We start from the raw sequence: 21,965 nt of genomic DNA on the forward strand, positions 1-21,965 counted from the left end.
ATATGAATTTAAGCAGTATACATAATATTTATTTTGTTGGTATAGGAGGTATAGGTATGAGTGCCTTGGCACGTTATTTCAAGGCCAATGACAAGCAGGTTGCAGGCTACGATAAAACGCAAACAGATATTACCAATAGTTTAGAAGAGTTGGGTGTTGCTGTACATTTTGAAGATGCTATTGAGAATATAGGAGATGCTTTCCTTGATAAAAGAACGACTTTAGTGGTGTATACGCCGGCGGTTCCCAGAGACCATAAAGAACTTGAATATTTTAATGGTCATGGATTTGTTGTTTTAAAGCGCTCTCAGGTTTTAGGAATAATTACCCAAAATACATTTTGTTTGGCTGTAGCGGGTACCCATGGAAAAACTACCACTACCAGTATTTTGGGGCATTTAATGTTTGAAAGTAATGTGGCATTGACAGCCTTCTTAGGAGGTGTTAGTGAAAATTATAATTCAAATTTAATTATCAAGGGTACCGAGGTTTCTGTGGTTGAGGCAGACGAGTTCGATCGATCGTTTTTAACGCTTTCGCCAGATATTGCTTGTATTACTTCTATGGATGCTGACCATTTGGATATTTATGGAGTAGCCGATGCGTTGAATGAATCGTTTGCTGCCTTTGCAAAAAAAATAAAACCTAATGGTAAATTATTTGTTAAAAGGGGGTTGCCTTTACAAGGTATTACCTATGGTATAGAAGATGACTCCGATTATTCGGTTCAAAATATTAAAATAAAAAATGGTGCATATGTTTTTGATGTAAAAACACCAAAAACCATACTTAAAGATTTAGAGTTTAACTTACCGGGTAGACATAACCTGTCTAATGCGTTAATAGCTTTGGCGATGGCTGTAGAATATGGTTGCCCTTACCAGCAGCTCGCTAAAGCTTTAGCATCCTATAAGGGTGTTAAAAGACGTTTTACTTATCATATAAAGACCAAAGATATGGTGTTTATAGATGACTATGCCCACCATCCAGAAGAAATCAATGCAGTACATCAGGCGGTGCGCGAAATGTATCCAGACAAAAGGGTGTTGGCTATTTTTCAGCCACATTTATATACCAGAACACGTGATTTTGTTAATGAATTTGCCAAAAGCTTGTCGCAATTTGATGAGGTAATGCTGCTTGATATTTATCCGGCAAGAGAATTACCTATTGAGGGAGTGACATCGGAGTGGTTAATGGGTAAAATTAATTGTACAAACAAACAAATGGTTAGCAAAGCGGAGTTGCTTGAAAAAATTCATGAAAGTAAGGCACAAGTTATGCTCACGATTGGAGCTGGTGATATAGGAGAACAAGTTAAATATATAAAAAAAGAATTTAGTGTCACAGAGTAATTGGACATACGTAAAAATGATTTTGCTACTGTTGCTGGTAGGCTTTTTATATGCTTTTGCTTCAGGAAGGAATGCGGTAAGGAAAGTGTCTAAACCTGTGGTTACTTTTATTGGTGAAAACAATCTTTTTATAACTATTGAGACTGTTAGTAAATTGTTAATACAAAATCAAGAAGGCCTTAAAAATGTAGCTAAAGAAACTTTAGCTTTGAATAAGCTGGAGAATGCCCTGAATTCTAACCCAATGATTAAAACTGCCGAAGTGTATGTTACTGTTAATGGTACACTTAATGCTGATATTGAACAAAGAAACCCAATTGCTAGAGTAAGCACTAATGCATCTTACTATATCGATGATGAAGGTTTCTTTATGCCATTGTCAACAAATTATTCAGCTAGAGTGCCACTTGTTACAGGTTTTGTTGAAAAGAATAACTTAAAAAATGTTTATAAAGTTGCAAACAAAATTAGAAATGATGCTTTCTTAAAAAAGAATGTTTTTGAGATTCATCAGAGTATAGATAAGACTATTTATTTAAAACTCAGACAATGTAAGTTTCTAGTGCAATTAGGAGATGTAATGAATTTAGATAAAAAAATAAATAACCTAAAAGCGTTTTATCAAAAAAGCTTAAAAGAGAAAACGCTTGATGATTATAAAAAAGTCAATTTGCAATTTGATAACCAAGTAGTGTGTACCAAAGCGTAAATCTATGGAGCATAATATAGCAGTTGGATTAGATATAGGAACCACAAAAATTGTGGCAATGATTGGCCGTAAAAACGATTACGGAAAATTAGAAATTTTGGGTATTGGTAAATCCAAAAGTTTGGGCGTGCACCGTGGTGTCGTAAATAATATTACGCAAACCATTCAGTCTATCCAGCAAGCTGTACAGGAGGCAGAAGTAGCAGCCGATATGAAAATAGAAGGTGTTACAGTTGGTATTGCAGGGCAGCATATACGCAGCTTACAACATAGTGATTACATTACCAGACCAAATTCTGAGCATGTTATCGATGATGACGATATAGACCGACTTATCAATCAAGTCCACAAATTGGTAATGCTTCCTGGCGAAGAAATTATCCATGTGTTACCTCAAGAATATAAAGTTGATGGTCAGGCCGAAATAAAGGAACCTATTGGAATGTACGGAGGACGTTTGGAAGCGAATTTTCATGTGGTTGTAGGTCAAGTGTCATCCATACGTAACATAGGTCGTTGTGTGCAAAGTGCTGGACTAAACCTGGAAGGTATTACTCTAGAGCCATTAGCATCAGCAAATGCTGTTTTAAGTCAAGAAGAAAAAGAAGCAGGTGTAGCACTTATCGATATAGGAGGAGGAACTACCGATCTGGCAATATTTAGAGACGGTATTATTCGTCATACAGCCGTTATCCCGTTTGGGGGCAATGTTATAACTGAAGACATAAAAGAAGGCTGCTCCATTATTGAGAAGCAAGCAGAACTATTAAAAATTAAGTTTGGATCTGCTTGGCCCGGTGAAAATAAGGATAACGAGATCGTGTCCATTCCAGGTTTAAGAGGTAGAGAACCAAAAGAAATAACTTTAAAAAACCTTTCAAGAATCATTCATGCCCGTGTAGTTGAAATAATAGAACAGGTTTATGTTGAGATTAAAAATTACGGACACGAAGAGCAAAAGAAAAAATTAATAGCCGGTATTGTATTAACAGGTGGAGGAGCACAGTTAAAACACTTAAAGCAGTTGGTAGAGTATATTACCGGTATGGATACCCGAATTGGGTATCCTAATGAGCATTTGGCGGGTGATAGCGATGCGGACATAACAAGTCCTCTATATGCTACAGCTGTAGGTTTGGTGTTAGACGGCTTGAAGCGTCAAGAAAGAAAACGTGTAGAAGCCGAATCTGAAAAAGCTAAAGCCCATGAAACGGAAGTGCCCGAAGAGGAAACTATTGAGAAACCAGTAAAAGAGCGTCGCTCTTTTTTAGATAAGTTAACCGAACGTGTCAAGGATTTTCTTGATAACGCAGAATAAAAAATCCATTGAAAAGAAAAGTAAAAATTAAAGTATTAATACCAGTAAAACAGAATTTATGAGCAGCAAAAAAGAATTCGAAAGCATAACATTTGATTTGCCCAAGAACCAATCAAATGTCATTAAGGTTATTGGTGTTGGTGGCGGTGGTAGCAATGCCATTAACCATATGTTCCAACAAGGTATAAAAGGTGTAGATTTTTATATCTGTAATACAGACGCGCAAGCACTTCAAAATAGCGGTGTGCCTAATAAAATTCAATTAGGACTTAACCTTACAGAAGGATTGGGAGCCGGCGCAAATCCTGATATAGGAGAGCAATCTGCTGTAGAAAGCTTTGAGGATATTTCCCAAATGCTGGACAGCAATACCAAAATGGCTTTTATTACCGCAGGTATGGGGGGTGGTACAGGTACAGGTGCAGCACCTATTATTGCTAAAATGGCTAAGGATTTAGATATTTTAACAGTGGGGATTGTAACCATGCCTTTCCAATTTGAAGGTAAGATGCGGTTAGAGCAAGCCCAAAAAGGTATTGAAAACCTGCGTAGTGTAGTCGATTCTTTAATTGTAATCAATAACAACAAACTTCGTGAAGTTTATGGTAACCTTGGCTTTAAAGCAGGGTTCTCTAAAGCAGACGAAGTGCTATCTACTGCTGCTCGTGGTATAGCCGAAGTTATTACCCATCACTATACACAAAACATCGATTTACGTGATGCTAAAACTGTATTAAGCAATAGTGGCACTGCTATTATGGGATCTGCCTTGGCTTCTGGCCAAAATCGTGCGCAAGAAGCAATACGAAAAGCATTAGACTCGCCGTTGTTAAACGATAATAAAATTACAGGAGCTAAAAATGTATTACTGCTTATCGTTTCTGGAGCTCAGGAAATTACCATTGATGAAATTGGTGAGATTAACGATCATATCCAAAATGAAGCAGGGCACGGTGCCAATATTATTATGGGGGTTGGTGAAGATGAATCACTAGAAGAATCTATTGCAGTTACCATTATAGCTACTGGTTTTAATGTAGAACAACAAGACGAAATTTCTAATACAGAAACAAAAAAGGTAATTCATTCACTAACTGAAGATAAAGAATTGAGTAATGCCGATAAAGATCCGGTTATTATAGCACCAGTTATCGAGCTAGAGAAGAAAAAAGACCCTCCAATCGTTAGACATACTTTAGATGTCGATTCTGAAGATTTAGAATTTGGTACACCAGAGAATAGTGTAATCAATAAAAAATCTTCCGTAAAACATTTGGAAGACGACGGTATGGTACCCACATCTGAAGCTATTAAGAATATAAACGTGGTTTATGATGAAGTTAAGGCCAATTATCAAGAAGAAGAAGACTTTGTGATAAAGCCGGTAACAAAAATGGCAAATGTAGAAAAAGTTGATGTTGAAGAAGAACAACAGATTACCTTAACTTTTGATATGCCAATAAGTTCCACTAATAAGGGAAATGTCGAAAAAGAAGATACAACAGATAGCTTAAATACAATTAACGATAGCATAAAGAAAATCCCCGTAAAGGATTATATAGAGCTTATTACCGTTACAGAAGCCAGTGAACAAGGAGAAGTGCGTTATGCTTTAGATGACTATATTGAATTAGAATCTACAACAACTAGAAAACAGATTAAACAAAAGGAAACTTTAGACGATCTAGAGCCTAGCGATATTGTGTTCGAAAAGAAACAAGTAGAGCCACAAGAGACACAGGAAATACCAGCAGATGAGGTAGATCCAATGAACAGTCCTATTTCTGACATGCTTAAAGAACGTGCTGCAGAACGCAGAAGAAAGATGAAGGATTTCAATTATAAGTTCAATAATGCAAAAATTGATGATATCGAAAAAATACCAGCCTACAAGCGACAAGGTGTTAATTTAGAAGATGCAAAACATTCTTCTGAAACCGATATGTCAAGAACTAGCATTGGCGTTGATGATAACGACGATATTCAATTAAGGAGCAACAATTCTTTTTTACACGATAATGTTGATTAAAAGAATATAATATACACTGACCTTACTTAGTTATGATTCCCGATAAGTTTCCCTCAGCTTATCGGGTTTTGTTTTTGTCTAAACAAATAGATGCAGAGTTTATTTTAGTATTTCTAGGTTAGAAGAAATGGTATTAAAGTATTTTTTGCAATATTCTTTATGTAAGCAACAATCTATTTTTTATATTCGCAGCTACTTTATAACGTATAATAATGAGTTTACAACAAGACATAATGACGGCACTAAAAGAAGCTATGAAGGCTAAAGATCAAACAGCCTTAACAGCTTTAAGAGCTGTAAAATCAGCCATATTATTAGCGCAGACAGAAAGTGGGGCTCAGGCAGAGTTAACAGAAGAGCAAGAACTTAAAATACTTCAAAAACAAGTAAAACAGCGTAAAGATAGCGCAGCGGTTTACATAGACCAAGGGCGCGAAGATTTAGCAGCTCCAGAACTAGCTGAAGCAGAAGTAATAAGTCAGTTTTTGCCTGAGGCTTTAAGCGAAGAGGCTATAAAAGAAGTTGTTGTAAAAGTAATTGCCGATATTGGTGCCCAAGGTATGAAAGATATGGGTAAGGTCATGGGAATTGTTAGTAAAGAGTTAGCAGGAAAAGCAGACGGTAAAACCATTTCCAATATAGTTAAAGAGCAATTAGCTTAAAAATATAAACGTAATGGCTGCGTAGTTCAACTGGATAGAATATCAGATTTCGGCTCTGAGGGTTGGGGGTTCGAATCCCTCCGCGGTCACGAATGAATCACAAAAAAAGTGAATCATGAAGCGAGTTTCAAAATGAAACTCGCTTCTTTTTTTGAAAATTGTGAAGTGATTCTTTTTGTGATTTTCAACGCGGAGCGTTGTAGGGATCAACACTAGTTAATCCCTCCGCGGTCACTGGGAAAATCCAATTAGTTAGTAATAACTGGTTGGATTTTGTTTTTGTAAAAGTCTAATGCTTATCTTGTAATGCCATTACTAATTTAGAAATGGTATAATTTTAATTGTAAATGAATCGTTAAGATTATATGGCTTTTGTTTTAATAGCTAAACAATATAGTTTAGGAAGTAAAATAATTCTTGGAATTGTATTTGCTGTATTGGCGTATATGTTTTTAAGATATGCTATTAAGTTGGTAGAAATGGCTTACGTGATAAAATACAAAAAGCCATTATATGTTCACTTTTATTTGTACTTACGACGTTTGTCTAATGATCAGTTAGCCATTTTAAAGAAGCAATTTTCATTTTATAATAAATTAACTAAAAAGGAAAAAAAGTATTTTGAGCACCGTTTGGTGTCCTTTATAAATGATAAGGATTTTATAGGTAGGGATGGGCTGACCATAACCGAAGAAATGAAAGTGCTCATTGGAGCTACGGCAGTTATGCTAACTTTTGGTTTTCGAGATTATTATATAGGACTTATTTCCAAGATTGTAATTTACCCAAAGAAGTTTTATTCCCATACTAACAAAGCCTATCATAAAGGAGAGTTTAACCCTAAGCTAAAGGCCCTTGTTTTATCTTGGGAAGATTTTAAGCAAGGATTTAAAAATGGAGAAGACAATTTAAATTTAGGAATTCATGAGCTTACACATGCCATTCATATAAATAGTATGAAAGAACGAGATGTGAGTTCTACAATATTTAGTGATTCTTTTAAAGAATTATCGATGCTTATAAATGCAAATGAAGCATTACGGGACGCTATAAAGATGTCGGCCTATTTTAGAAACTACGCCTATACAAATCAGTTTGAGTTTTTAGCAGTAGCTATTGAAAATTTTATTGAAACTCCTCATGAGTTTAAAGCTCAATTCCCTGAAATTTATATGAAAGTTAAACAAATGCTTAATTTTAATGTAGCTAATTATTAGCATTAATAAAAATATAAGTTTGTGCCTTATAAATTAAGCAAACAAGGTCTCTGCAGAAAAACAGACTTCATATGCAAAAATCTTTTAGGATTTAACCAAAAGAGACAGCTTTTGTTACTTGAACAAGATTCGTTAAGGGACTAACAATCGTTACAGCATCATTATTATGTGAAACTAATGTTTAACATGATTTTTATCATACTTTTTAATTGTTTATAAGCTTAATTTTATTTTGAAATTAAAACCGATAGACATGAAAAGAAGTATGCCAGTTTCCGAAATAATGAGTAAAAATGTTATTGCATTACGTCGGTCAGAAGATTTAACAAGAGCAGAAATGCTTTTTAAAAGACACAAAATAAGACATATTCCTGTAGTGGTTGGCGAATGTGTCATTGGAATGTTGAGCTACACCGATCTGTTGAGAATAAGTTTTGCCGATGCTACCGAAGATGAACATAATGTAGATACAGTAGTATATAATATGTTCACAATTGAGCAGGTAATGACTAAAAATGTAACCAGTATTTCCAGTGATACAACCATCAAGCAGGCGGCTGAAATATTAGCAGAAAATGAATTTCATGCACTACCTGTTGTGGATGATGCTGTTTTGGTTGGTATTGTGACAACAACCGATTTAATAAAATATTTACTAGATCAACTTTAGGAGTTGGCTATTAGCTTTAAATCTTTTATAGTTTCTAATTGATTAGTACTTTTAAAAACATAGCTTCCAGCAACTAAAACATCAGCACCGGCATCAACGAGCGCTTTGGCATTCTTGTTGGTTACACCTCCGTCGATTTCAATGCGGGTAGAGGCATTTTTGCGGGTAATGAGCTCTTTAAGTTGCTTGACTTTACTATAGGTGTTTTCAATAAAACTTTGGCCGCCAAAACCAGGATTGACACTCATAATGCAAACTAAGTCAATATCGTTAATCGTGTCTTCTAAAACATTAATATTAGTATGCGGATTTAGTGCGACTCCAGCCTTCATGCCTTCGGCTTTAATAGCTTGAAGCGTACGGTGTAAATGCGTACAAGCTTCATAGTGTACTGTAAGTATATTGCTCCCTAAATTTGCAAAAGTTTTTATATATCTGTCAGGGTCTACAATCATAAGATGAACATCTATGGTTTTTTTTGCGTGCTTAGAAATTGCTTCTAAAACAGGCATTCCAAACGAAATATTAGGAACAAACACGCCATCCATTATGTCTATATGGAACCAATCGGCATCACTTTCGTTTACCATTTCTATGTCACGTTGAAGATTTGCAAAATCGGCTGCTAGTACAGAAGGAGCTATTAATTTGGAATTCATTTTTGTTTTTATTGAAGTTTTTTGCAAAGATAGATAATAAGTTAATAGGCGTTAGCTAATGAATAAAAAGAATTTTGTGAAATCATTAAAAAACAAACCCCCGGTAATCAGCCGGGGGTTCTTTCATCAATCAAAAAACGAACAGTTATGTTTAACTGTTTGTTGCCTTAATTTAGTCGTAATTTATTGAAATTACTAACCTAAATATGTTTTTAATATTTTACTTCTTGAAGTGTGTTTAAGTCTTCTAATGGCCTTTTCTTTAATCTGGCGAACACGTTCACGGGTTAGGTCGAAAGTTTCTCCAATTTCTTCAAGCGTCATTGGGTGTTGATTACCTAAACCAAAGTATAAACGAATAACATCTGCTTCTCGCGGTGTTAACGTTTCAAGGGCACGCTCAATTTCTGTTCGTAAAGATTCGTGCAATAATTCTTTATCTGGATTTGGAGACTCACCACTGTTAAGGACATCATATAAATTAGAGTCTTCACCTTCAACCAAAGGAGCATCCATACTTACATGGCGACCAGAGTTTTTCATGGATTCCTTAACATCGTTAATGGTCATGTCTAATTCTTTAGCTATTTCTTCAGCACTAGGTGGGCGCTCGTGACTTTGCTCAAGAAAAGCAAAGGTTTTGTTTATTTTATTAATGGATCCAATTTTGTTTAGGGGCAAACGTACAATACGGGATTGCTCAGCTAAAGCTTGAAGAATGGACTGACGAATCCACCAAACGGCATATGATATAAATTTAAAACCACGGGTTTCGTCAAAACGCTGCGCAGCTTTAATTAAGCCTAAATTGCCTTCATTAATTAGATCGGGTAATGTTAAACCCTGGTTTTGATATTGTTTGGCAACGGATACAACGAAACGTAAATTAGCTTTTGTTAATTTTTCTAAAGCAACTTGATCGCCTGCTTTAATACGTTGTGCCAATTCCACCTCTTCATCTGCCGTAATTAGGTCAACTTTGCCTATTTCCTGAAGATATTTGTCTAACGAAGCAGTCTCTCTATTGGTAACCTGCTTTGTAATTTTAAGTTGTCTCATTTAATTTTAATGTTCTCCCGTAAATTATGGGGTAAATAATGCTTTCTTTGGTTATACGTATATAAGAGGGTAAATGTTACAAAGTGGGTGATAATTTTGTGAAGGTTATGATTTATTTAACATTTTTATAAAGGATTGAATTGAATAAACATGTTTTAGCATGTTACATGAATTAAGCAATGTGATGTTTTATTGGTTATCTTAGAAGTGTTGGATTGGACTGTACCTGGATATAAATTGAAGAGGACTGCTGTAAAATTTGTTAAAAGCAAAAGCCTACCGTTATAAATGGTAGGCTTTTTGGTTTATCAAGTACAGAACAATAGAATTAATCTTCTTTTTTATTTCTGTTGTCGCGACGGTTATCACGGTTTCGGTTGTCCCTACCACGATTGTCTCGTCCGCCACGATTGTTGTCTCTTGGAGGTCTTGGTTGCCAACCTTCTGGCTTTGGTAAAATCGCTTTACGGGATACTTTCTCTTTGCGTGTTTTTGGATCAATGCCAAAATACTTCACGTCAAAAACATCTCCCATGTTCACAACATCACTTACATTTTCAGTGCGTTCCCAAGCAAGTTCGCTAACATGTAATAAGACTTCGTTTCCAGGTGCTTCTGTGTATTCAACAACAGCACCAAAGTCAAGCATTTTAATAACTTTTACTTCATAAACGCTACCAACTTCAGGTTTAAATTTCAGAGATTCGATCTTAGCTAGAACAGCATCAATACCTTCTTGATCGGTGCCCAAAATTTCAACAATACCCTCTTCGGTTACAGGATCTTCATTAATAACAATAGTAGTATTGGTCTCTTTTTGTAACTCCTGAATTACTTTTCCTCCAGGGCCAATAAAGGCTCCAATAAGTTCATTAGGTAATATTGACGTTACCATTTTAGGAGCATGCGATTTTACCTCAGCATTTGGCACTGAAATAGTATCTGTTATTTTTTCTAAGATATGTAAGCGGCCATCACGCGCTTGTTTTAAAGCATTTACCAGAATTTCATAAGACAATCCTTTTACTTTAATGTCCATTTGACAAGCAGTGATGCCATCGGCAGTACCGGTCACTTTAAAGTCCATATCGCCTAAGTGATCTTCGTCACCTAAAATATCAGAAAGAACAGCGTATTTTCCTGTTTCAATTTCAGTGATTAACCCCATGGCAATACCCGAAACAGGTTTCTTTAATTGTATACCAGCATCCATCATAGCCATGGTTCCAGCACATACGGTTGCCATTGAAGACGAACCATTAGACTCTAAAATTTCTGATACAACGCGAACCGTATATGGACAGTCTTCAGGAACCATACCTTTTAAGGCACGTTGAGCTAAATTACCATGACCTACTTCGCGACGTGATGTGCCACGAATTGGTCTTGCTTCCCCTGTTGAAAAAGGAGGGAAGTTATAGTGCAGATAGAAACGCTCTTCTCCTTCATAAGAGGGCATATCTATTTGGTTTGCTTCTCTAGAAGTACCTAAAGTAACGGTCGCTAACGCTTGCGTTTCCCCGCGGGTAAAGATTGACGACCCATGTGTAGATGGTAAATAATCAATTTCACACCAAATAGGTCTTATATCAGTGGTTTTACGTCCGTCTAAGCGTAAACCTTCATTTAGAGTTAAATCCCTGACAGCATTCTTTTCAGCTTTGCTGTAATATTTAGAAATTAAGTCGCCAAAATCTTCTTGTTCTTCTTCGGAAAAAGAAGCTATGATATCTTCTTTAATTTCAGCAAAGGCAGCCCCTCTTTCTTGTTTTGAAGAACCAGCTTTAGCTACGGCATATACTTTCTCGTATGCCATATCGTGTATTTTTTTTGCTAAATCTTCGTCTTCACGTTCTGGTTCATATTCTCGAGTTTCTTTTTTTCCAAATGCTTCTGCTAATTTAATTTGTGCTTCACACTGTACTTTAATAGCTTCGTGTGCAAATTTTATAGCTTCTGTCATTTCTTCTTCAGAAATCTCATTCATTTCCCCTTCTACCATCATTACGGAATCTGCAGATGCACCAATAACCATATCGATGTCAGATTCTTCTAATTGTTTTAATGATGGGTTAATGATAAATTCACCATTAACACGACCAACTCTTACTTCAGATATTGGGCATTCAAATGGAAAATCGGATAATTGGATGGCTGCTGAAGCTGCTAAACCAGCCATGGCATCAGGCATTACATTTTCATCATGTGACATTAACTGAATCATCACTTGTGTCTCACTGTGATAATCCTTAGGGAATAGAGGACGTAATACACGGTCTACTAAACGCATGGTTAAAACTTCACCATCACTAGGTCTTGCTTCTCTCTTAAAGAATCCTCCGGGATAACGTCCAGCTGCAGCAAATTTTTCGCGGTAATCTACTGTCAGTGGTAAAAAGTCTACATCTGCCGATTTGTAATTGGAAACTACCGTACATAATAACATACAGTTTCCAGATTGCACTACAACGCTACCATGCGCTTGTTTTGCTAATTTTCCAGTTTCAATAGAGATTTCTCTACCGTCACCTAGGTCTATGACCTCTTTAAAAACTTTTGGAATCATAAATTTTTTAATTCTAATTAAACAATGGTCGTTGTGTTGTTGTGTGTAGTTGTTGTGTGACCAATGAAAAACTGTAATTAGCTTCTTATTTAGCGCGTTTAAACTCTCCGCTTACGAGTGGTTGCTTTAAACAAAAAACCACGTTTTAAAACGTGGCTTTTTGTGATGTGATTATTTTCTTAATCCTAGTTCTTTTACTATTGCACGATATCTCAAGATATCCTTTTTGGTTAAGTAATCCAACAATGCACGACGTTTACCTACCAATTTTACTAACGAACGCTCAGTGTTGAAATCTTTACGATTATTTTTTAAGTGCTCGGTTAAGTGGTTGATTCTGTGAGTGAACAATGCAATTTGACCTTCAGCAGAACCCGTATCGTTCTTTCCTTTACCGTGTTTTGTGAAGATTTCTTCTTTTACTTCTTTAGTTAAATACATGCTAATATTATTATAAATGATTTTTATGTATACGAAAGCTTGTCTTTCGAGCGGCAAATATAGTAATTTTTAACGACTTACATAATGAATAATCTATTGAAAAGAAAAAGTGTCTTAATGGAGACTTTTAATTTATGCTCTAAGCGGTTGATTCGTAATTAAGTCAATATATTGATTTACTTTATTTTTTAGCTCTTTACGTTGTGTAATAAAATCAAGAAAGCCGTGTTCTAGCAAAAATTCTGAAGTTTGAAAGCCTTCAGGTAATTCTTTACCTGTAGTGTCTCTTACTATACGAGGTCCTGCAAAACCTATTAAAGCTCCTGGTTCGCTAATGTTAATGTCACCTAGCATAGCAAATGAAGCAGTAGTTCCTCCGGTTGTTGGATCTGTACATAAAGAAATATATGGTATGCCGGCTTCTGCCAACTGTGCCAATTTTACCGATGTTTTGGCTAGTTGCATTAATGATAGGGCAGCTTCCATCATTCTTGCTCCTCCAGATTTTGAAATAATCATTAAAGGAATGTTCTTTTTTAATGAGTAATCGGCGGCACGTGCAATTTTCTCACCCACAACACTACCCATGGATCCTCCAATAAAGCTAAAATCCATACAAGCAACAACTAAATCTTTGCCCTTAGATTTGCCAACTGCGGTACGAACGGCATCTTTTAAATTGGTTTTAGTTTGCGCAGTTTTTAAACGGTCTGGGTAATTTTTGGTGTCAACAAATTTTAAAGGATCCTTAGATTCTAAATCGGTATCCAATTCTTTAAATTTATTGTCATCAAAGAGTATTTCAAAATATTCTTTACTGCCTATACGTACGTGGTAACCATCCTCAGGACTTACATAGAAATTTTTTTCAAGCTCTTCAGCATCAACAATTTTTCCAGTTGGTGATTTATACCACAGTCCTTTTGGAGTGTCTTTTTTTTCCTCTGTAGAGGTGGTAATCCCTTTTGTTTTTCTTTTAAACCAAGACATACTGATTTATAATTTTAGATTTACAGTTCAAGATTTTTTAATCTCAACTCGTGTTATTCTGTTGGCTTACCAAATTAAGGTAAGCGAGTATCGAAGCTATTGGTTCGTATCTTTTGTTTATTGAATGAGTCCCCAAAGCCGAAAGACAAAATTAAAGCTTTATTTTAATTTGAGGTTACACCTATATAACTTTTTGGCGAAAATGGTGTTTTAGTAAGAAATGCTTTTCAGTACTATTTTAAAAATGAAAAAATCCTGCGTTTAACAGGATTTTTTCATTTTTAAAATATAGTATCTTACAATGTGTTTACGTTGTTAAGGTCTTCAAAAGCCTTTTTCAAACGTTCTACAAATGTTTTTTCTCCTTCACGTAACCATACGCGTGGATCGTAATATTTTTTATTAGGCACATCGTCACCTTCTGGGTTTCCTATTTGTCCTTTTAAGTATTCTGCCTTGTCACCCATATAATCACGAATACCGGTCATAAATGCATATTGTAAATCGGTATCGATGTTCATTTTAATTACACCATAGCTTATGCCTTCACGAATTTCTTCAAGCGTAGAACCAGAACCTCCGTGGAATACAAAGTCTATAGTATTGTGTGGAACGTTATATTTCTCAGAGATATATTCTTGAGAATTTTTTAAGATCTTTGGGGTTAGTTTAACATTTCCTGGTTTGTATACACCGTGAACATTTCCAAATGCAGCAGCAATGGTAAATTGGTCACTTACTTTACTTAATTCTTCATAAGCATAGGCAACCTCTTCTGGTTGGGTATATAATTTAGAATCATCAACATCGGTATTGTCTACACCATCTTCTTCTCCTCCTGTTATACCAAGCTCTATTTCTAGTGTCATGCCCATTTTGCTCATGCGCTCTAAATACTGCTTACATATTTCAATATTCTCTTCAATTGGTTCTTCAGAAAGATCTATCATATGTGAGCTAAAAAGAGACTTTCCTGTTTCAGCAAAATGCTTTTCACTGGCATCCAATAAACCATCTATCCAAGGTAATAGTTTTTTTGCACAGTGATCTGTATGTAAAATTACGGGAACACCATAAGCTTCAGACAATGTGTGAACGTGTTTTGCTCCAGCTACAGCACCAGCAATGGCAGCCTTTTGTCCTTCATTGCTTAATCCTTTTCCTGCATTAAACTGTGCGCCTCCATTAGAAAATTGAATGATTACAGGTGCATTTAATGCTGCAGCTGTTTCTAATACACCGTTAATAGTATCTGACCCAATAACATTAACAGCAGGTAAAGCAAAGCCTTTTTCTTTAGCTAGTTTAAAAATTGCTTGAACTTCTTTTCCTGTAGCAACGCCGGGTTTAATATTATGTCCCATTTTTTAAATATGTTGATTAATTATTTATGAGCACCAAAAGTAATCAATTTTTAAATAAATAGGTGTGGTTTAGCACCTTGAAACTCATAAAAAGAAACTAAAACGTTATAGTTTGGATAAACGAATAAATTTTAAAAAGGATAGTTTATACCTATGTTGTATACAGCATTTGAGAAATTATAATCTTTAAACCAACGGTTTGTTGTGTTATAGGAAGGGTCGTAAGTTTTAAAGCCAACATCAAAACGAAAAACAAAAAAGCTAAAGTCGTATCGTAATCCAAAACCAGAGCCAACGGCTGTATCTCTCAGAGAGTTAAAATCTGTAAAGGTAGCGCGCTCATCGTCTATTTCATCTAAAACATTCCAAATGTTGCCAGCGTCAACAAAAATAGCACCATTCAAGTTCTCGAATATGTTAAAGCGTTGTTCGACGCTTAAAGCTAACTTTAAGTTTGCTTCATTAAATTCATTGGTTGTTTCAGAGCTTCCGGGCCCTAAGCTATAGGCTGTCCAAGCACGGTTGTCGTTAGATCCACCTGCAAAGAAACTTTTTGAAAAAGGTATATTAGTGGAATTTCCATAAGGTATGGCAATGCCAAAAAAACTACGTATGGCCAACACGTTCTTTTTTCCTAAGTCCCAGTGTTTAATATATTCTAGTTCTGTTTTGATATATTGAGAATAAGCTACATTAAATAGTTCGTAACGGTCATCACTGTTTTTTTTAAGACCAAAAAGTTTAGAGGCATTTGCCAGTAAATTACCCGCCGATTCTAACTTAAACCTGAATATGGAGAAATCTTCATCAAACAGATTAGTGCGGTCGTCCCTAATCAAACCAAAACTAGACGAGAGTATAAGGTTGTTTTCGGTTAGTCTGTTTTTACGTTCGTTGATGGCAGACACCAGTTTGTAATCATCATCGTCCGAATTTAAAGACGTATTATCGTTTAATACATCATTTATAAAAGCATCAGTTTGATCTGGGCGTTCCAAATTTTCTCCATTATTATAGTTTAACGATTTTGATATGGAGTTAAGAGTGGTATATGAGTTTTTATAGACATCAAAATAATTGTCAACATTTAGGTTACGAACGTATTGGGCGTTAAACAAATCAAGTCGGTTGGTTGTTTTGCTAGATGGGCGCCAATTGTAATTAAACGTGCCACTAAAGGCTTGTTTGTCCAAACCTATGTTGGTTTGTCCCGAGGCAGATAAACTAATTCTGGTACTTGGTGACATGTGTTTGGGAATGATTCTGTCGGTGTTAAATGGTGAAAACAACCTAGGGATAGTAAGTTTTAAGTCCACACCAACTTCATTAATGTCAAAAAACGGATCGTCAGGGTTGTTCTCATCTTTAGATGAACCAATAGATCCAATGGCAGAGATTTCGAATGTTTCTGCACCTCTAAAAATATTTCTAATTAGAAGGCTCGGGTTTAACGCAAGACCAATAGTTTGTATGTTACTTTGGGAAATATCCGTGTCAAAACTTAAACTGAATTTTTTTAAAGGTGTTAATTTAATGCTTGTAGCCAGTTGGTTTTTTACACCGGGTATTGAGTCGTATTTTATATCAGGATATTTAAAAGAACGTAATTCGCTTAAGTGCCTATATGTTCGCGTTCTGTCTATGTCCTTAAAGATACTATTTGGGGATATAAATACAGCATCTGTTAGGGCTTTAGGGCGATAACGTATTTTATCGTAACTGTATATGCTGTAACCATTGAAAAAAACAGAGTCTTGAAAAGCCTGTCCTTCCTTTGCAAAACTATAATCCGTAATAATTTTTACATCTCTAACTTTATAAATTTGAAATGGAAGATGCTTAATGGAATCTTGTGTGCGTATGGCTCTATTTTGAATTTGAATATCAACATTTACTTTTTTATTAGTGCCTATGGTGTCTATTTCAAAGCCTATATAATCTTGGTTAAAGTGGTATAGGCCTGAATTGCGTAAATCATTTGTAATGCGTTCGCGCTCTAGTTCAAAATTTTCAGTTTTGTACTGTTCTTTTGGTATTAGTAAAGAGTTCTTTTTTATGAAAGTGTATAAAGAATCGATTACTGGTGATGCTATCTTTTGGGAAATACTGTCAAGAACAAATGGTGTTCCGGTTTTAATGTGGTAATCGATGGTTGCACGATTGTTTTCTTTTTTATTAGTAGTAGAAGATGCTTTTACGTCAAACCAACCATTGTTGATATAGTAATCATGAAGGCGTTTAACAGACTTTTCGGTTTTGTTTTTATCTACAATCACAGGTGCTTCCCCCGTCTTCTTTATCCAGTTGTTAAAATTTTTACGAGATGATTTGTAACGTTCTAGTTGCTTTTTGGAAAGAAATTTTTCATACCTGCTCTTACGTTTCGGGTTTTTATTAATGCTGGCATCAATAATAGAATCAATATTGGGACGCGCTGTATTATATAAGTGTAAACGTAATGGGAAACCTAATATTTTTTTATTGGGTTCTTGATGTAATAAATTGCTTAGTGTTTCAGTGTTGTCTTTTTTGTCGTTAACTTCTATAGACGTATCGGTAAGCAGGAACTCGTTTTCAGGAACTCGCTTTACTGCATTACAAGAAAATAAGAACCCTGTAATTATAATAAGTATAAGTATTTTAAAAAGTTGCTGTTTCAAATGAAATGACAATTAATCAAGTTACGTGCTTTAGCTTGGGGGCTCTATAGAAAAGGATGTTCTAAAAAGCCTCCTTTTCAATGGATTCAAAAATACATTATTTCATGTGTTATTCATATAATTATCACAATTTGTGATTTAAATATTTAGTTAGGCATAATGCCTGTCATTATTTTTTATTTTCTTTATGCAATTAAAAAGGCACATTAAGAATCTATTATGCTTTCAAAAAATCAGATAAAATCAATAACGCGTTTAAAGCAAAAAAAATATAGGTATCAGCAAGGTTTTTTTGTTGTTGAGGGTATAAAGACAATAAAAGAATTGCTGGATTCCAATTTGGAGCTTCAAACTTTATATACCACAGAGTCATTCAATATTGATGCCAAAGATGAAATCATTATTTCTGAAAACGAATTAAAACGTATTAGTTTTTTAACTACCCCCAATAAAGCATTGGCTGTTTTTAAGATTCCAAAACCAAAACCTATAAAGACTAATAAACTCATTGTAGCACTTGATGCAGTTCGAGATCCTGGGAACTTGGGGACTATCATAAGACTTTGTGATTGGTTTGGTGTTGGCGAACTAGTTTGTAGTAAGGAAACGGTAGACTGTTACAATCCTAAGGTCGTTCAAGCAACCATGGGGTCTATAACCCGTGTTAATATAAGTTACGTTGAATTGGACGGGTTTTTAAAACAGCATGGTTTACCTGTTTATGGAGCTTTTATGGATGGCGAAGTTGTTTACACCAAGTCTTTACCAGATGCAGGTATTTTAGTCATGGGAAATGAGGCTAATGGTATATCGAAGCCAGTTGAAGCTGCTCTAACCGATAAAATTTCAATTCCGCGTTTTGGAGACTTACAGGCTACCGAAAGTTTAAACGTAGCAACTGCTACAGCTATATTGCTTAGTGAATTTAAACGTCGTGTTTATTGAAAGGTGAAATTAATAAAAACACCTCTTGTTTTCATAGTGTATATATTGCTGGTCCATGGACTGTTTGGATCTTTGTCCCTTACCAACTCATCATTAATGGCAAAAACACCGCGTATGGATGGTGTAAATTTGAAATTATATAAGTAAAAATCTATGCCAAAACCTAGCTCATAAAATAACATGTTCTTTTTAGTCCTAAATTGGCCATTACTATTATCGTTTGGGTTGTCTTGATTACTGGCCAAATTTATGGCGGTCGAAAATCCACCAACAATAAAGGGTTTAAAATTATTAATGCGTTTTGTGGAGAATTTTACCAATAACGGAACATGAATATAGGTCGATTTTACCTCGCGAAATAAATCAGAATCTTTATAGTTGGTGCCTTGAAAGTAAGTTGCGCTGTAATGTAATTCTCGAGCTGTAATTAAAAGGCCTGGTTCAATGCGTAAATCGATGTAGTTATTAACGCGTAAATTGCCAATGAGGCCTACGTTAAATCCTGGGCTACGTTTTACATAAATATCCCTTAAATCTTGATTGTAATCAAAGTTAAAATCGTAGCTGTTAAAACCTAAAAAATACCCCCATCTTAAAAGATCGTTATCTGTAGACCGCCTCCCTTGATTGGCATCGTAAGTCACCTTTTTTTTGGTGAATAGTTGCGCATGGGAGGTTTGGTTAATGAATACAAACGAAATTAATAAGATAAAAAGGTTTTTCATACGTTATTGCTTAGATGCTACATAAATTGTTGCCACCCCCATAGTTTGTGGAAAATCTTCAACACTAATAAACCCGATTTTGCGTAAAATATTGTTCAGGGCTTCACCATATGGAAAAACGGATGCCGACTCACTTAAGTACTTATAAGCACTTTTGTCTTTAGAAAAAAGCTTTCCTATAACTGGTAAAATATATTTGGTGTATATGTTATAACCCTGTTTGTACGGGAACTTAGTTGGTACCGAGGTTTCTAAAATTACAAATTGACCATTAGGTTTTAAAACTCTTAGGATTTCTTTTAACCCATTTTCTAGAGTCTCAAAGTTCCTAATACCAAAAGCAACTGTTATAGCATCAAAAGTATTGTCTTCAAAAGGCATGTTTTCGGAGTCTCCCAATACAAGCTCTATTTTATTTTCAAGTGATTTTCTTTTAATTTTTTCTTTGCCAATTTCCAGCATCCCACTGCTTATGTCTAACCCTATAATTTTAGAGGCATTGGTGGCAGTTAGGTTAATAGCTAAGTCTCCGGTGCCGGTGGCTATGTCCAGAATGGAATCGGGCTGTTTTTCTTTTACGATATTAACAACTTTTTTTCGCCATTTTATATCTATTCCAAATGAAATAACACGATTAAGGCCGTCGTAATCACTAGAAATGGTGTCGAACATTTTGGTGACTTGTTCTTTTTTTCCTAGTGTACTATCTTTATAAGGTTTTACTTTAGACAAAATTATTTTTTTGACAAACGTACATATTTATTTTTAATTTAAAATATTTAGGAATTGGCAAAATAAAGATTCTGTTATTGTATTTTTAAAGTAAACAACCTCTAGATATGTCTACGAGGCACTTGTAAGAAAAAATATTTTGATTTTGAGACGTGATTTAGGGCTTTCAATCTCGATTATCAAGTAAAGGAACCGTTAAGTTAAAATTAATAATTTTAAAGGATCGTATCTTTATTGTAAATGCCGCATTGCGTTACGATAAGAAGAGGAGATATGTATTTTTATACTATATTTGTCCTGTTTTTTATGATAAAACGCAAATAGAAAGGCGTTAATAAATTACAAAAGTAGCATTGATGTCTAATAATGTAGTCTTAATGTCATATTGAGTGCAGTTTGACAATTTAAATCAAAAATTTTAGATATCTACGTTTAAAATTATAATGTGAGAACGTAGCAGTTACGTATTCTCTATTTTATTAAGTTATGCACAATTACAAAAACCTAAACGAGTGAAAATAATTATTGCTGGGGCTGGTGAAGTTGGATTTCATTTAGCAAAATTATTGTCCTACGAGTCACAAGAGATTACATTAATAGATACCAATAAAGAAAGTTTGGCTTATGCCGATGCTCATTTAGATATTAAAGTAATTAGAGGAGATGCTACATCGATAGCTATTTTAAAAGAAGCCCGTGTTGATAACAATGATTTGTTTATAGCGGTAACATCCAGTGAAACTACCAATATTACGGCTTGTGCTCTAGCAAAGCGATTAGGGTCTAAGAAAACGATTGCCAGAATTTCGAATACCGAGTTTATAAATCACAAAGACGAAGTTGGATTTACTAAATTTGGAATAGACGAACTAATTTCACCAGAATCTTTGGCTGCTTCCGAAATAGAGTTGTCATTAAAACAATCTTCTTTTAATGATACTTATGAGTTTGAAGAAGGAGCTCTAACGATGGTTGGTTTAAATTTGTCCAGATCTGCATCATTTGTAGGGAAAACAGTAAAGGAAGCTGCGGCTATATTCCCCGAAATACATTTTGTACCTATAGCAATTCAACGTTTTGGAACACAGTATACTATTATTCCTCGTGGGGATACCAAATTTAAAAGAGGTGATAATGTGGTGTTTATAACCTCTGAAGGTGGTGCAGAAGAACTTTGTAGGCTTACAGGAAAGACAAATCGGGAGATTAAGGATGTAATGATTCTAGGCGGAACCAAAATTGGATTTAAAGCTGCTAGGGATTTAAGTGAAAAAGGGTTTAATGTAAAAATACTGGAAGAAAATAAAGAACGTGCATTCGACATAGCAGATATGTTGCCTCATGTTTTGGTTATTCATAGCGATGGACGTAATGTAGATTTGCTTGAAGAAGAAAATATAAGTGAAATGGACGCTTTTATAGCGGTTGCTGCAAATTCTGAAACCAATATCATGTCCTGTTTGGTGGCTAAATCCAAAGGCGTGAAAAAAACAATAGCCCTTGTTGAAAACATGGATTATTTTGAGCTGTCCCATTCGGTAGGAATCGAGACGTTAATTAATAAAAAATTACTCGCGGCCAATAATATTTTTAGGTATATACGAAAGGGAGAAGTTGTGGCCATGACTAAGCTTAGCAACATGAATGCTGAATTGTTGGAGTTTGAAGTTAAGGCTACATCGGCTATTTGTAATAAAGTCATTAAAAATGTCGATTTTCCACGTTCAGCAATTATAGGAGGCGTTATTAGGAATGGCTTGGGGGTTATAGCATTAGGAGATTTTAAGATTCAAGAAGGCGATCGTGTAGTGGTTTGCAGTTTACTTCAGTCCATTAAAGGAGTAGAAAAATTATTCCGCTAGTA

18 protein-coding genes and 1 tRNA gene are annotated in these 21,965 nt (G+C 35.1%); 10 read left to right on the forward strand and 9 right to left on the reverse strand.

Features of this window, described 5'->3' with window-relative positions:
* Positions 1-2: 2 nt before the first annotated feature.
* From murC to ABD792_RS14865, 8 genes are all read left to right on the forward strand, one after another.
* A complete protein-coding gene (murC, locus tag ABD792_RS14830) occupies positions 3-1,355 on the forward strand; it encodes a UDP-N-acetylmuramate--L-alanine ligase (protein ID WP_345007063.1) in 1,353 nt (450 codons plus the stop codon).
* Positions 1,342-2,064 carry a cell division protein FtsQ/DivIB gene (locus ABD792_RS14835; RefSeq protein ID WP_345007064.1) on the forward strand — a complete coding sequence of 241 codons (723 nt, stop codon included), beginning with the start codon at positions 1,342-1,344 and terminating at the stop codon, positions 2,062-2,064. Before murC ends, ABD792_RS14835 begins: the two co-directional genes overlap by 14 nt.
* A 4-nt stretch (positions 2,065-2,068) precedes the next feature.
* Positions 2,069-3,382 (forward strand): cell division protein FtsA, encoded by a 1,314-nt coding sequence (gene ftsA / locus ABD792_RS14840; protein WP_345007065.1) that lies wholly within the window; start codon positions 2,069-2,071, stop codon positions 3,380-3,382.
* Positions 3,383-3,440: 58 nt separating this feature from the next.
* Positions 3,441-5,411 (forward strand): cell division protein FtsZ, encoded by a 1,971-nt coding sequence (gene ftsZ, locus ABD792_RS14845; RefSeq protein ID WP_345007066.1) that lies wholly within the window; start codon positions 3,441-3,443, stop codon positions 5,409-5,411.
* A gap of 212 nt (positions 5,412-5,623) precedes the next feature.
* Positions 5,624-6,073: a GatB/YqeY domain-containing protein gene (locus ABD792_RS14850; protein ID WP_345007067.1), complete on the forward strand. Its 450-nt coding sequence runs from the start codon at positions 5,624-5,626 to the stop codon at positions 6,071-6,073.
* Positions 6,074-6,088: 15 nt separating this feature from the next.
* A tRNA-Arg gene (locus ABD792_RS14855) sits at positions 6,089-6,162 on the forward strand.
* Between the two features lie 276 nt (positions 6,163-6,438).
* On the forward strand, positions 6,439-7,290 hold the full coding sequence (locus ABD792_RS14860; RefSeq protein WP_345007068.1) for a zinc-dependent peptidase: 852 nt from the start codon (positions 6,439-6,441) through the stop codon (positions 7,288-7,290).
* A 253-nt stretch (positions 7,291-7,543) separates the two neighbouring features.
* Entirely contained in the window at positions 7,544-7,960 is a 417-nt protein-coding gene (locus ABD792_RS14865; RefSeq protein WP_345007121.1) for a CBS domain-containing protein, read from the forward strand.
* Here the strand turns inward: ABD792_RS14865 and rpe are convergent.
* The 7 genes from rpe to tamL all read right to left on the reverse strand — a co-directional run bounded on the left by rpe (position 7,957) and on the right by tamL (position 17,699).
* Positions 7,957-8,619 carry a ribulose-phosphate 3-epimerase gene (gene rpe, locus ABD792_RS14870; RefSeq protein WP_345007069.1) on the reverse strand — a complete coding sequence of 221 codons (663 nt, stop codon included), beginning with the start codon at positions 8,617-8,619 and terminating at the stop codon, positions 7,957-7,959. The two genes, ABD792_RS14865 and rpe, sit on opposite strands and share 4 nt — an antisense overlap.
* Before the next feature lie 195 nt (positions 8,620-8,814).
* Positions 8,815-9,678: a sigma-70 family RNA polymerase sigma factor gene (locus ABD792_RS14875; RefSeq protein ID WP_027137161.1), complete on the reverse strand. Its 864-nt coding sequence runs from the start codon at positions 9,676-9,678 to the stop codon at positions 8,815-8,817.
* A 328-nt stretch (positions 9,679-10,006) separates the two neighbouring features.
* The gene (locus tag ABD792_RS14880) at positions 10,007-12,244 is read right to left on the reverse strand and encodes a polyribonucleotide nucleotidyltransferase (protein WP_345007070.1); all 2,238 of its coding nucleotides are present in this window, start codon (positions 12,242-12,244) and stop codon (positions 10,007-10,009) included.
* Between the two features lie 171 nt (positions 12,245-12,415).
* The gene (rpsO, locus tag ABD792_RS14885; protein WP_345007122.1) at positions 12,416-12,685 is read right to left on the reverse strand and encodes a 30S ribosomal protein S15; all 270 of its coding nucleotides are present in this window, start codon (positions 12,683-12,685) and stop codon (positions 12,416-12,418) included.
* Between the two features lie 132 nt (positions 12,686-12,817).
* A complete protein-coding gene (gene accD / locus ABD792_RS14890) occupies positions 12,818-13,675 on the reverse strand; it encodes an acetyl-CoA carboxylase, carboxyltransferase subunit beta (RefSeq protein ID WP_345007071.1) in 858 nt (285 codons plus the stop codon).
* A gap of 296 nt (positions 13,676-13,971) precedes the next feature.
* Positions 13,972-15,039: a class II fructose-bisphosphate aldolase gene (gene fbaA, locus ABD792_RS14895; RefSeq protein ID WP_345007072.1), complete on the reverse strand. Its 1,068-nt coding sequence runs from the start codon at positions 15,037-15,039 to the stop codon at positions 13,972-13,974.
* Between the two features lie 131 nt (positions 15,040-15,170).
* A complete protein-coding gene (gene tamL / locus ABD792_RS14900; RefSeq protein WP_345007073.1) occupies positions 15,171-17,699 on the reverse strand; it encodes a translocation and assembly module lipoprotein TamL in 2,529 nt (842 codons plus the stop codon).
* Between the two features lie 219 nt (positions 17,700-17,918).
* Between tamL and ABD792_RS14905 the strand changes: the two genes are divergently transcribed.
* Positions 17,919-18,644 carry a TrmH family RNA methyltransferase gene (locus ABD792_RS14905; RefSeq protein WP_345007074.1) on the forward strand — a complete coding sequence of 242 codons (726 nt, stop codon included), beginning with the start codon at positions 17,919-17,921 and terminating at the stop codon, positions 18,642-18,644.
* Here ABD792_RS14905 and porT read toward each other — a convergent pair.
* Complete coding sequence (porT, locus tag ABD792_RS14910; protein WP_345007075.1) at positions 18,638-19,369, reverse strand: type IX secretion/gliding motility protein PorT/SprT; 732 nt, start codon at positions 19,367-19,369, stop codon at positions 18,638-18,640. The genes ABD792_RS14905 and porT overlap by 7 nt on opposite strands.
* A gap of 3 nt (positions 19,370-19,372) precedes the next feature.
* Positions 19,373-20,101 carry a bifunctional demethylmenaquinone methyltransferase/2-methoxy-6-polyprenyl-1,4-benzoquinol methylase UbiE gene (ubiE, locus tag ABD792_RS14915; RefSeq protein ID WP_425568176.1) on the reverse strand — a complete coding sequence of 243 codons (729 nt, stop codon included), beginning with the start codon at positions 20,099-20,101 and terminating at the stop codon, positions 19,373-19,375.
* 512 nt (positions 20,102-20,613) lie between these two features.
* On the opposite strand from ubiE, the gene trkA reads away from it, so the two are divergent.
* The gene (trkA, locus tag ABD792_RS14920) at positions 20,614-21,963 is read left to right on the forward strand and encodes a Trk system potassium transporter TrkA (RefSeq protein ID WP_345007077.1); all 1,350 of its coding nucleotides are present in this window, start codon (positions 20,614-20,616) and stop codon (positions 21,961-21,963) included.
* Positions 21,964-21,965 lie beyond the last annotated feature (2 nt).

It is taken from the genome of Snuella lapsa, from assembly GCF_039539345.1.
In the GTDB taxonomy this organism is placed as follows: domain Bacteria; phylum Bacteroidota; class Bacteroidia; order Flavobacteriales; family Flavobacteriaceae; genus Snuella; species Snuella lapsa.

Bases quoted from the DNA above. Each gene is read 5' to 3' on its own strand.
- murC (WP_345007063.1), top strand. From the start codon at position 3: ATGAATTTAAGCAGTATACATAATATTTATTTTGTTGGTATAGGAGGT.
- ftsA (WP_345007065.1), top strand. From the start codon at position 2,069: ATGGAGCATAATATAGCAGTTGGATTAGATATAGGAACCACAAAAATT.
- ftsZ (WP_345007066.1), top strand. From the start codon at position 3,441: ATGAGCAGCAAAAAAGAATTCGAAAGCATAACATTTGATTTGCCCAAG.
- ABD792_RS14850 (WP_345007067.1), top strand. From the start codon at position 5,624: ATGAGTTTACAACAAGACATAATGACGGCACTAAAAGAAGCTATGAAG.
- ABD792_RS14860 (WP_345007068.1), top strand. From the start codon at position 6,439: ATGGCTTTTGTTTTAATAGCTAAACAATATAGTTTAGGAAGTAAAATA.
- ABD792_RS14865 (WP_345007121.1), top strand. From the start codon at position 7,544: ATGAAAAGAAGTATGCCAGTTTCCGAAATAATGAGTAAAAATGTTATT.
- rpe (WP_345007069.1), bottom strand. From the start codon at position 8,619: ATGAATTCCAAATTAATAGCTCCTTCTGTACTAGCAGCCGATTTTGCA.
- ABD792_RS14875 (WP_027137161.1), bottom strand. From the start codon at position 9,678: ATGAGACAACTTAAAATTACAAAGCAGGTTACCAATAGAGAGACTGCT.
- ABD792_RS14880 (WP_345007070.1), bottom strand. From the start codon at position 12,244: ATGATTCCAAAAGTTTTTAAAGAGGTCATAGACCTAGGTGACGGTAGA.
- rpsO (WP_345007122.1), bottom strand. From the start codon at position 12,685: ATGTATTTAACTAAAGAAGTAAAAGAAGAAATCTTCACAAAACACGGT.
- accD (WP_345007071.1), bottom strand. From the start codon at position 13,675: ATGTCTTGGTTTAAAAGAAAAACAAAAGGGATTACCACCTCTACAGAG.
- fbaA (WP_345007072.1), bottom strand. From the start codon at position 15,039: ATGGGACATAATATTAAACCCGGCGTTGCTACAGGAAAAGAAGTTCAA.
- ABD792_RS14905 (WP_345007074.1), top strand. From the start codon at position 17,919: ATGCTTTCAAAAAATCAGATAAAATCAATAACGCGTTTAAAGCAAAAA.
- porT (WP_345007075.1), bottom strand. From the start codon at position 19,369: ATGAAAAACCTTTTTATCTTATTAATTTCGTTTGTATTCATTAACCAA.